Origin of the sequence: Halorubrum tibetense, from assembly GCF_042661865.1 — an archaeon.
GTDB classification, from domain to species: Archaea; Halobacteriota; Halobacteria; order Halobacteriales; family Haloferacaceae; genus Halorubrum; species Halorubrum tibetense.
This window is the reverse complement of the sequence record NZ_JBHSWW010000070.1, coordinates 1-10,589: the sequence shown is the minus strand read 5'-3', so window position 1 is coordinate 10,589 and position 10,589 is coordinate 1. Positions and strand designations below refer to the sequence as shown.

General features: G+C 67.5%; 12 protein-coding genes. 4 read left to right on the top strand and 8 right to left on the bottom strand.

What is annotated here, in order from left to right:
* Positions 1-180 precede the first annotated feature (180 nt).
* On the bottom strand, positions 181-882 hold the full coding sequence (locus ACFQEU_RS06880; protein WP_379780594.1) for an HD domain-containing protein: 702 nt from the start codon (positions 880-882) through the stop codon (positions 181-183).
* A 203-nt stretch (positions 883-1,085) separates the two neighbouring features.
* On the opposite strand from ACFQEU_RS06880, the gene ACFQEU_RS06875 reads away from it, so the two are divergent.
* The 3 genes from ACFQEU_RS06875 (at position 1,086) to ACFQEU_RS06865 (ending at position 2,939) form a co-directional block, all read left to right on the top strand.
* Positions 1,086-1,907 (top strand): alanyl-tRNA editing protein, encoded by an 822-nt coding sequence (locus ACFQEU_RS06875; protein ID WP_379780592.1) that lies wholly within the window; start codon positions 1,086-1,088, stop codon positions 1,905-1,907.
* A 50-nt stretch (positions 1,908-1,957) separates the two neighbouring features.
* Positions 1,958-2,284, top strand: coding sequence for a transcription factor S (locus tag ACFQEU_RS06870; RefSeq protein WP_379780590.1), 327 nt, complete (start codon positions 1,958-1,960; stop codon positions 2,282-2,284).
* 127 nt (positions 2,285-2,411) lie between these two features.
* Positions 2,412-2,939 carry a DUF6517 family protein gene (locus ACFQEU_RS06865; protein WP_379780588.1) on the top strand — a complete coding sequence of 176 codons (528 nt, stop codon included), beginning with the start codon at positions 2,412-2,414 and terminating at the stop codon, positions 2,937-2,939.
* A 99-nt stretch (positions 2,940-3,038) separates the two neighbouring features.
* On the opposite strand, the gene ACFQEU_RS06860 is transcribed toward ACFQEU_RS06865, so the two are convergent.
* The 3 genes from ACFQEU_RS06860 to ACFQEU_RS06850 all read right to left on the bottom strand — a co-directional run bounded on the left by ACFQEU_RS06860 (position 3,039) and on the right by ACFQEU_RS06850 (position 6,172).
* Positions 3,039-3,668, bottom strand: a complete 630-nt coding sequence (locus tag ACFQEU_RS06860; RefSeq protein WP_379780585.1) for a DUF7332 family protein — start codon at positions 3,666-3,668, stop codon at positions 3,039-3,041.
* Positions 3,669-3,712: 44 nt separating this feature from the next.
* Complete coding sequence (locus ACFQEU_RS06855) at positions 3,713-4,150, bottom strand: methylglyoxal synthase (RefSeq protein WP_379780583.1); 438 nt, start codon at positions 4,148-4,150, stop codon at positions 3,713-3,715.
* Positions 4,151-4,246: 96 nt separating this feature from the next.
* Positions 4,247-6,172, bottom strand: coding sequence for a beta-CASP ribonuclease aCPSF1 (locus ACFQEU_RS06850; protein WP_379780581.1), 1,926 nt, complete (start codon positions 6,170-6,172; stop codon positions 4,247-4,249).
* Positions 6,173-6,453: 281 nt separating this feature from the next.
* Between ACFQEU_RS06850 and ACFQEU_RS06845 the strand changes: the two genes are divergently transcribed.
* Positions 6,454-6,960 (top strand): hypothetical protein, encoded by a 507-nt coding sequence (locus ACFQEU_RS06845; protein ID WP_379780579.1) that lies wholly within the window; start codon positions 6,454-6,456, stop codon positions 6,958-6,960.
* 58 nt (positions 6,961-7,018) lie between these two features.
* Here ACFQEU_RS06845 and ACFQEU_RS06840 read toward each other — a convergent pair whose 3' ends face one another.
* The 4 genes from ACFQEU_RS06840 to ACFQEU_RS06825 all read right to left on the bottom strand — a co-directional run.
* On the bottom strand, positions 7,019-8,839 hold the full coding sequence (locus ACFQEU_RS06840) for a S8 family peptidase (RefSeq protein ID WP_379780577.1): 1,821 nt from the start codon (positions 8,837-8,839) through the stop codon (positions 7,019-7,021).
* 122 nt (positions 8,840-8,961) lie between these two features.
* Complete coding sequence (locus tag ACFQEU_RS06835) at positions 8,962-9,828, bottom strand: SDR family oxidoreductase (RefSeq protein ID WP_379780575.1); 867 nt, start codon at positions 9,826-9,828, stop codon at positions 8,962-8,964.
* 24 nt (positions 9,829-9,852) lie between these two features.
* On the bottom strand, positions 9,853-10,299 hold the full coding sequence (locus tag ACFQEU_RS06830) for a GNAT family N-acetyltransferase (protein ID WP_379780573.1): 447 nt from the start codon (positions 10,297-10,299) through the stop codon (positions 9,853-9,855).
* The coding region (locus ACFQEU_RS06825; RefSeq protein ID WP_379780571.1) for an OB-fold domain-containing protein at positions 10,296-10,589 on the bottom strand (294 nt) is incomplete at its 5' end. The genes ACFQEU_RS06830 and ACFQEU_RS06825, both read right to left, overlap by 4 nt.

Here is a 10,589-nt window from a genome sequence, read left to right as displayed (position 1 = left end):
CGGCGACGCGGTTACGCCGGCCGAGGTCGCCGCGACGCTCCAGGCGCTCGCCTCCGGCGCGATGCTCCGCTGGGCGACCACGAACGACCACGACTGGATCCCGTCGGTCCAGCGCGGGATACACCGGTACCTAGAGACGACCCTTCCGGCCGTCGATCCGGACGCCTGACTGGCGACGACCTACCGTTCCGTGACGCCGTCGGCGTCCATCTCGCTCACTTCGGCTTCGAGCCACTCGCGCAGCCACCGCACGCGTTTGATCCGCTGGTGGGCGATGCTCTCGGCGGTGTCGGAGACGATCCGGTCGGTGTGGTCGCGGCCGCGATCGAGCACCCGGTCGATCATCTTCGCCGCGTCCATGTGTGTCCGAGATTCGTACCCCATCCGCAACAGCATCAACACGGCCCCGTTCGCGCCGACCTTGTCGAGCACGTCCGCTTCGATAAGACACCGGCTCTCCAAGGGAACGTCGGCGAGGTCGCCGGTGTAGGAGTGGTCGACCACCGAGCCACACACCTCGTCGATGAACGACTCGGGGTAGTTCCCCCGGCTCTGGAGGTACTCGCGGGCGACCCGCGCGCCCGCCTCGGCGTGGACGTCTTGGTCCGCCTCCAGTTTGGCGACGTCGTGGAACAGCGCGGCCACGCGGACGACGTCGACGTCGGCACCCTCCGCCTCGGCGATCTCCTCGGCGAGGTCGACGACGTTGAGGATGTGGTTGAACCGGTACTCCGCGGAGTGCCACGGGTACCACCGCATCCGACCGCCGTCCTCCTCGCTCTCGACGCTGGCCGCGAGGTAGTCCCGAACGAACCGCTTCATCTCCTCGAAATCCTCGTCGCTCACCTCCGTCTCCTTAATTTCGACGCCCACGGGGACCACCTCGGGCGAAAAACTCGTGATTCATTACCGTAACCGACGGGCGTTTCGTTCTTAGTCGTTACGACGCCCTTTCGCCCCTCCGTCTCCGTCCCTCTCGGCCCTCCGTCTCCGTCCCTCTCGGCCCTCCGTCTCCGTCCCTCTCGGCCCTCCGTCCCTGTCGTCGACGTGGATCATATAAGTCCGCGCGGCAGCTCCCGGATCGTATGACCGAACAGCTGTATCTCGCGGACGACTCCGTTCGCCGGTTCAAAGCGACCGTCGAACGCGCGCTCGACGACCGGGTCGTTCTCGACCGGACGCATTTCTACCCGACCGGCGGGGGTCAGCCGCACGACACGGGCATCCTCTACGTCGCCGACGATCCCGACCGCCGCTGGCGTGTCGTCGACGTGGAAAAGAGCGATACGATCTACCACACGCTCACGCCTGACGAGGACGGCGCGGTCGACGGGGACGACTCCGGATGGACTCCTCCCGAGGGGACCCGCGTCGTCGGCGAGATCGATCCCGACCGCCGGGACGCACACGCCCGGTATCACACCGCCCAACACCTGTTGTCGGCGCTGTTGCTCCGGGAGTTCGACGCCCCCACGACCGGCAACCAGCTGTACGCCGATCACGCCCACCTCGACGCGGCGTACGACCGGTTCGACGACGCCGACCTCGACCGGATCGAGACGCGGCTCAACGAGCTCGTCGCGGCCGACTACCCGGTCGAGCGGTACACGATGGACCGGACGACCGCGGAGGCGACGCTCGATACGGACCGGACCCGGATCGACCTCTTGCCCGACTCGATCACCGAGCTACGGATCGTCGAGATCGGCGGCGACGAACCGCACGGCGACGGTGATGCGTACGGGGACGACGAGCCGTACGGGGACGACGAGCCGTACGACCGCACCGCCTGTGCGGGAACGCACGTGCGGTCGACGGGTGAGATCGGGGAGCTCGTCGTGACCGGGCGCGAGACGAAGGGGAGCGACGAGGAACGGGTCCGGTTCGCGCTGGCCGCACACGCCTGAGGCTCGCTCGGGATCCCGTCGCTTATATATCGGCCGTTGCTGGTTCGGACATGAAGTTCTGCGACGAGTGTGGATCGATGATGAAGTCCGGCGAGGGTGAGGACCACTGGGTGTGCGGTTCCTGTGGCTACGAGACCGGCCGCGACGAGTCGGCGTCGGAGGACGCGTGGATCACGGAGTCACAGGAGGAGTCGGAGGTCATCGACGTCAGCGACGCCGAAGACAAGGGGCTCCCGACGACCACGGCACACTGTCCCGAATGCGGCAACGACCAGGCGTACTGGTACATGCAACAGATCCGTTCGGCAGACGAGTCGGAGACCCGCTTTTTCGTCTGTACCGACTGCGAACACAAGTGGCGCGAGGACGACCACTAACGGGTCCCGGCAGCGGTCGACCCACAGTCGTCCGTCGTCTCTCGGAGACCGTCCTCTTTCTCCCTCCACCCGTCCACAGCCTACCACCGCCCCGGTCGTTTATACACTCCCTCCCGAAACGGCGCGTATGGATCCACCGGTCGTCTCCGCCGATCGGTTCGAAGGGTGGCGGCGCGTCGAACGAACCACGGAACGGCCGTTCGCCGCGGGTCCCGTCTCGGTGACGGCGGAGACCGTGCGCTACGAGCGAACCGACCTCGACGACCCCCGGCCGTTCTGTTTCGCGAGTCGACTCCGGATCCGACCGGGCGGGGACCCGAACCCGGCGCTCACCCGTCTGGTCGAGAACCGCGCGAAGGCGGGGTTCCGCGAGCGCCTCGCCGACCGCGACATCGAGGACGTTACACTCCAGGAGGAACGGACGCTCGCCGTCGACGACCCGTCCGCCAGCGAAGCGACGCTCGTCACGTTCCGGGGGCGATGTTCCGCCGAAGCCGGTGGGTCCGTCCCCGTCGAGGCGCTCCTCGCGGTGTGGGTCGCCGACGAGTATCTGCTCGCCGGCGGTGCCTATCGGATCGACGGTCAGGGCGGAGTCGACGCCGACGCCGCCCGTCGGGAGCTGCTCGGCCTCGTTCGCGGCGTCCGACCAGAGTGATCGCTAGAGTGCCAGACTACCGGACTGCGACGACCTCCGCGACCTCCGTGACCGCCACGACTGCCGGACCGCCACGACCGCCGGACTCCCGCGGCTACCTCAACACGGGACGGTCCCCGCGGCCGACCCGACTGGCGGGCGGTCCTCGCGGTACGCCGAGTCGTCCACGACGCCGTCGAACATCGGGAGCCGGAGTTCGTAGGTGTACAACAGGTCGAACGCCGCGAACGGGTTCACACCCGTCGCGAGCAGCCCCGGCGCGTCGAACCGGACCCCCGCCGCGAGCGTCACGATCGGCTCGTGATCCATCGTCCCGGCGAGCTCGATGCCGAACTCGTCGCCCGCGGCCGGATCAGTCAGGACCGAGAGGTGCACTGCCGCCTCGATGGTCGCCGACCCGTTCCCGATCGAGAGCGGGTAGCCGTCGCCGACGAAACACCTCGTCAACGGGGCGTCCCGATCGGCCGAGTCGTCGGCGTCGTGGACCTCACTGGCGACGTCCCCTGCGTTTCCCCCAGCGATCTCCGTGTTCCCACCGGCTATCTCTCCGCCGGCTACCCCCGCGGCCGGCGTCGTCAAAAGTAGCATCGCGAGCGCGACGGACACAACGCGGACCACGAGAGCGGCGGATTCGACACGCCGCGAACGACCGGTACCCGACGCTCCGCGTGCCATCGACGCTCCGCGTGCGGTCGCCGCCCCGCCCGTGTCCGATCCTCGGTTCGCCATCGGTCGTGGCTACGTCCTCTCCGATATAAACGCCGTCCTCCCGACTATTCCTCCTGATACTCGGGACCGGTGAGCGGCGACTCGTCGTCGACGAGATCGGGGTCGACCGCCACGCCCCCCTCCAACAGTCCGCCGACGAGGAGCTCGGCGGAGGCGAGGTTCGTCGCGACCGGCACGTCCTTCACGTCACACACTCGCAAAAGCGCGGAGATGTCCGGCTCGTGCGGCTGTGCGGTGAGCGGGTCACGGAGGAACACGAGCCCGTCGATCCGGCCGTCCGCCACCATCGCGCCGATCTGGAGGTCGCCGCCGAGCGGGCCTGACGCCTGTCGGTTCACGTCCAGCCCGGTCTCGTTGGCGATTCGTGTCCCGGTCGTCCCGGTGGTTATCAGCTCGTGGTCGCCGAGGGTGTCGACGTGAGCGGTCACGAACGCGACCATCTCGTCTTTCAGCTCGTCGTGAGCGATGAGCGCGATGCGCATGGCGCGATGTCGCCCCGACGGCTGTTAAACGCTCGCGTCGATGCGACGGTCGCCACTCCGTCGAGAACGAACCGCCACGCAGTACGGGAGAACGGCCTACTTGAACCGGAACGTCTCCAGGTTCTTCGGCGCGAACGTCCGCATGTTGTAATCGTGGTACAGCGCCGATGAGAGGTCCTGTACGGAGCGCTCGTCGCCGTGGACACAGAGCACCTTCTCCGGACGTGGGTTCATCGTCTTCACGAAGTTCTCCAAGCCCTGCCTGTCGGCGTGGCCGGAGAAGCCGTCGACGACCTCCGTCCCCATCTCCAGGGTGAGGGTGTCGCCGCGACCGCCGCCGCCCCAGCCGTCGACCGGGATCTCGTCCCAGCCGTTCTGGATCCGGCGACCGAGCGTCCCCTGTGCCTGGTATCCGACGAACACCAGGTTCGAGTCCGGGTCCGGACCGATGTGACGGAGCCAAGACATGATCGGTCCGCCCTCGATCATCCCGGAGGTAGAGATGACGATACACTGGTCGCCGTCGGCGACCTCCTGACGTTCGTCCTCGCCGGCGTCGATGTGGTTGAACTGCTCGGCGAGGAACGGGTTCTCGTCGTCGTGGAAGATCCGATCTCGGAGGTCGTCCCGGAGGTACTCCGGGTACGTCGTGTGGATCGCCGTTGCCTCCCAGATCATCCCGTCGAGGTGGACCGGCATCGTCGGGATATCGCCCTCGCGCATCGCCTCCTCCAGGACCAGCATGATCTCCTGTGACCGGCCGACCGCGAACGCCGGAATGAGCACCTTTCCGCCCTGCTCGTACGTCTCGTTGATGACGCGTTTGAGCGCCTCCTCGGAGTCCTCCTGGTCAGTCTGGTAGTCGTCGCGACCGCCGTACGTCGACTCCAAGACGAGCGTCTCGACGCGGGGGAAGTCGTTGACTGCGCCGTTGAACAGGCGGGTGTCCTCGTAGTGGATGTCGCCCGAGAAGGCGACGTTGTACAGCCCGTCGCCGATGTGGAAGTGGGTGACGGCACTCCCGAGGATGTGGCCCGCGTTGTGGAAGGTGAGCTTCACGTCCGGCGCGACGTCGGTGACGTCGCCGTACTCCAGCGGGATGGTGTGTTTGATCGCCTCCCGTACCTGTGCGGACTCGTACGGCGGGGTGCGTCCCTCCTTCGCCGCCACGTCGAGGTAGTCCAACGTGAGCAGCCCCATCAGGTCACGAGTCGGCTCGGTCGTGTAGATCGGGCCATCGTAGCCGTATTTAAACAGCAACGGCAACAGCGCGGAGTGGTCGAGGTGGGCGTGAGTCAATACGACGGCGTCGATGTTCTGTGCGCCGGCACCCAGCGCCTCCGGCACCTGGAGGTACGGAACCTCTCCTTCGGCACCGGGTTTGTCGCCACAGTCGATGAGGATGCGTGTCTCGGGCGTGTTGAGAATGAACGCGGCCCGGCCGACCTCGCGACAGCAGCCGAGCGTCGTGATCCGGACCCACTCGTCGTCGGACATCTCCTCGCGGTGGATCTGTCTCCCGACCCGTTCGAGGACGTCGCGACGCTCCTCGCGCTCGTTCTTCAAGAAGCTCCGCACGTTCGAGACGGTGGAGGACTCGATCGGCGGCGTCCGGACGACCTCGGGCGTCCACCCGACCTCCTTCGTGATCTCACGGAGCGTGGAGCCGCGCCGGCCGATCACCATTCCAGGTTTCTCGGCCTCGATCACGACTTCTCCGGTATCCTCGTGAAAGTCCAGCGACGTGACGCCGGCGTCCTCGGGGATGACCTCACGGACCGTCGACTCCGCCTGATCGGGTGGTGAGAGGGCGCTCGGGTCGGGGCGGACCGTGATCCGTTTTCGGAGTTTGGAGGCGAGCCGCCGGATCAGTTCGCCGTCACCGGCGAACCGCTTCGGGTCGCGAGTGTACACGACCAGCTCCGGCCCCTCGTATTTCACGTCCGTGACGCTCACGTCGTCCGGAACTTCCTGTTCTATCGTTGACTTCAGATTCTCGAGTTGCGTATCGACTTGGCTCATAGCTCACTGCGGGCCGTCGGGTTCGCCACCGCCGCCGGGTCGTTTCGTCGGTCGACGACACACGAGGCGTCGTCGATCGCTCGACCGTGGTAGCGGTAGACATAGTGGAAGCACTGTCCGTAGCGTACCGTGCGGGAACAGCCAGCGAAAACCCGCTTGTGAGCAACTACATTCCCTTCGTTATAAAAGCCTTCGCAAACGGAGGGATGTCACGCCGTCACTCGTCTCCCTCCCGACAGTGTTCCGCAACACCGATACCGGCCGGCGTTCCCACGGATCCCATGCGCGTGACGACCGAGAGCGTCCGAGACGAGTACGACTGGATCCGCGATCGTGCCCCCGTCGTCGTCCCGATCCTCAACGACACCCGCGACCGATTGGGCGAGCTGTTCGATACCGACGTCGACCGGATCGACGCCGACACGTACCGCCGTGAGGTCGACACCGTCTTCGCCGACGGCGAGGTCGCCGTCAACGTTGCCGGGTACAGCGCCATCCTCCGCGAGCTGGATGTCGAGGGCGACTACCCTGGGTTCGTCGTCGACGAGGTGCTGGGCCGGGAGCTCGCCGCCACGATCGCCGGTGGTCGACCGCTCTCGCTGTTAGCGCAGGCGACGTTCCACTTCGCCGACGTCCACGTCGACGAGGACGCGACCGCGTCGGGCGCGGGGAACGCCGGGGTCGACGACCTCGACGCCGCACTCGCTGCCGGGTTCCAAACGCGGCTCCCCGGCTGGGAGTGGCGAGAAGGGGAGAGCCCGTTCGCGGTTACCGACGTCGACCGCTGATCGCCGATGTCGACCTGCTCGGTCGACACAGATCTCTGGCCGATCGAGATCGGCCGTCTCAGACGCCCTGTGTTTCGGTAGTCTCGGTACCGGCGTCGTCGGTCACCGTGAGGCGAACCTCGTCGACCGATGTGCCCCGACTCTCCAGGTCGTGACTCCCGTCGGCCGAGTCGCCGCTCACATTCGAGGTGACGCTGTCGACGACGGTGCCACCCTCCAACTGCTCGCTCGTCACGGAGTCGAGGCCACCGTCCTCGTCGGAGACGGCCCAGTCGACCGTGTGACGCGTCCATTGGGGGTTGCTGTCGTCGGTGACGTCGAACCCGTCGATAACCGGGGCGCTGTCGCCGCCATCGTCCTCCTCCTCGTCGGTCGTGAACGCGAGGACGGCACCCTCGTCGTCGTCCTCCGGGGTTTCCGCCACGGCACGGAACTCGTACTCCGTGTCGGCGTCGAGGCCGTCGACGGTCGCGTCGAACGCGTCGGCGTCCGAGACGGTGCCGGCGTCGACGGCGTTCGGGAGGTCGCCGCCGCTCTCGCCGTACTCGAACCCGATGTCCGCGTCGTCTACGCCGTCGAGCTCCGTGACCTCGCCGGTAAGCGTGGCCGTCGTCTCGCCGACCTCGGTCGCATCGCCGGTGACGACTGAGACGGACTCCGCTTCCTCTCCGTCATCGTCGTCTTCGTCATCGTCATCGTCGTCCGAGTCGACCGCCGCGGCGACGTTCAGGCGTCCATCACCCTGCTCGTTCTCCTCGAGATCGATGTCATCGGCGGCCTCCTTCAGCTCCGCGCGGACTGCCTCGCGGTCCGTGGTTCCGTCCGCGATCAGGGTGGCCGCCGCGCCCGACACGTGCGGACACGCCATCGACGTGCCGGAGAACTCGTCGTAGTCGTCGCGGGGGATCGTCGACAGGGTGTCGACGCCCGGCGCTGCGAGCTCGACCTCGGGGCCGGTCGACGAGAAGTCGGCGAGGTCGTCGTTCTCGTCGGTCGCGGAGACGGCGATCACTTCCGGATGTCGCGCCGGGAAGCCGACACAGTCGGTACAGGGGCCGCTGTTTCCCGCGGCCGCGACCATCACGACGCCCTTGTCGGCGGCGTACTCCAGCGCGTCGGAGACGACGTCGGAGTCGCTGTCGGCACCCAGGCTCATACTTTGGACGTCGTGGCCCTGGTCCGCCGACCACTCGATACCCGCGGCGATGTCGTCGAACGACCCGCTCCCGTCACACTGGAGCACTTTCACCGCGTGAAGGGTCGCGTCGGGAGCGACGCCGAGTACCCCCGCACCGTTGTCCGCGGCGGCAGCCGTCCCCGCACAGTGGGTCCCGTGGTCGTTGTCGTCGTCCCACTCCTCGAGACACTCGTCGATATCGTTCCCGCCGCCGAACGGCCCGCCGCCGCAATCGGTCGTACAGGCGGCGTCGTCCGTCGCCCACCCCTCACCGAGGTTCTCTTCCAGCGTCTCGTGTTGGGCGTCGATCCCCGTGTCGAGAACGGCGATGCTCACGCCGTCGCCCGTGTTCCCGTCGTCGATGGCGACGTCGGCATCGGTGATCTCGACCCCGTACGGCGTGGTCTGATCGAGAGCGCGCATCGTCCCGTTCTCCTCGACGTACCGGACGTTCGGGTTTCCGGCGAGGTTCTCCGCGGCCTCCAGCGGCAGGCGGATCGTCATCGCGTCGAAGGCGAACTGCCGTTTGACCTCCGTCGCGGCGTTCGTCGCCGCGGCCTGTCCCGCCGCGTTGTCGAACCCGACGTTGACCTCGACACGGTCAGTCGCGGCGGCGTTGCCGCTCAATCCGGCCACACTGACCCCGCCGGCGGTCGTCAGTATCACGTCACGACGACTGAATGACATGCCAGATTCTGACATGACTCGTGCTACTTTCTCACACACTTATTTCTTTTGTGAGTCAGTCAACAAATATTACGGGTCGGGCCTCAATAAATTCGGAACCGAGCCGGTTGTCGGGCCAGAATCGGGGCCGACCGACTCTACGACGTGAACTTCCGGATCAGGTCGAACCCCTTGTCGCGGAGAGCGTCTGGGAGGTGTCGGGCGAGGACGCCGACCCGCGCGACCGTACCCGGTTGGACACGGGCGGGGGGTTTCGTCGCGCTTGCGGCGTTCAGGATCTCCTCGGCCACGAGCGTCGGTTCGACCGACCCGGGGCCGTCGCCGCCGATCGCTTGGGTGTCCTCGAACAGCGCGTAGAACTCGTCGTACGCGCCGGAGCGTTCGATCCCCTCGGCCTCCTCGGGGTCGGCCTCGCGCGCCACCCGCTTCGAGAAGTTCGTTTTCACCGGCCCCGGCTCGACGACGACGACGTCGATCCCGTGGTCACGGACCTCGTTTCGGAGGGCGTCGGACATCGCTTCGACGGCGAACTTCGAGCCGGCGTAGACGCCCCCGCCGGGGAACGCCACTCGCCCCGCGACCGAGGAGACGTTGAGGATCGTCCCCTCCCGCTCGCGGCGCATCGCCGGCAACACCGCCCGGATCAGCCGGTGTGGGCCGTACACGTTGACGTCGAACTGGTGGTGGACCCGTTCCGTGGTGACGTCCTCTATCGGCCCGAACTGCCCGTATCCGGCGTTGTTCACTACCGCGTCGATCGCCCCCTCCTCGTCGAGGATCCGCTCGACGACACGGTCGACGTCTTCTTGCTCCGTCACGTCGAGCGTCGCGATCTCACACCCGGCCTCGCCGAGCGCCTCGACGTCGGCGGGGTTCCGCGCGGTGGCGTACGTCGTCCACCCCTCGTCGTTGAACGCGTGTGCCGTCGCGCGACCGATGCCCGAGGAACACCCGGTGATGAGTACCGTCTTCTGCACGGATCGTGCGTCGGCCCCCGCCGGCATAACTCTCCCGACCCGGCCGCGGCGTCACCGCTCGGACAGCGCCTCCGTCCGCACCCACATCCCCTTCGACGCCGGTGCGGACTCCTCGAACCCCCACCGCTCGTAGAACCCGTCCACGTCCGCGAGCAGGTTGACGTACCCGCCGTCCGGCGCGTTCCCCCGAAGCCACGCCACCAGTGCGTCCATCATCGCCGTCCCGATCCCCCGGCCCTGATGTGCGTCCGCGACGGCCATATCCGAGACGTGGAAGACGCTGCCGCCGTCCCCGACGATCCGCGCCATGCCTACCGGCTCGTCGCCCGGATCCCCCCTGCCGACCTCGACGACGTGGACCCCGTACGTCGTGTTCGGGAGCCCCCGTGCGACCGCCTCGCGGGACCGGTCGGCCATCCCGGCCGCCCGCCTGAGTCGGATGAACGCCGCGACCGAGGGGGTCGACTCCCGCAGCGCGTAGCCCGTGGGAAGGCTCACACTCCCTCGTCGACCGGTCGGAACGCGACCACCGCCCCGCCGTCGGTCGAACGCGTCTCGACGCCCGGTTCCACCGATAACCCGACGAGGGGTGAATTCCCGTCGTCCTCGCCGCCCTCGCTATCATCCGCATCGTCGTCGACCGCGACTCCCTTGAGAACGCCGGTCAGTCGGACCGGGCCGAACGCGGCGATAGCCGTGACGTACGGCGCGTCGTCCGCGAACCGCGGCGGCGGGACGTGCACTACGGTCGCCGTCTCGACGGTGCCGACCGCCGGCAACGGCGCTTC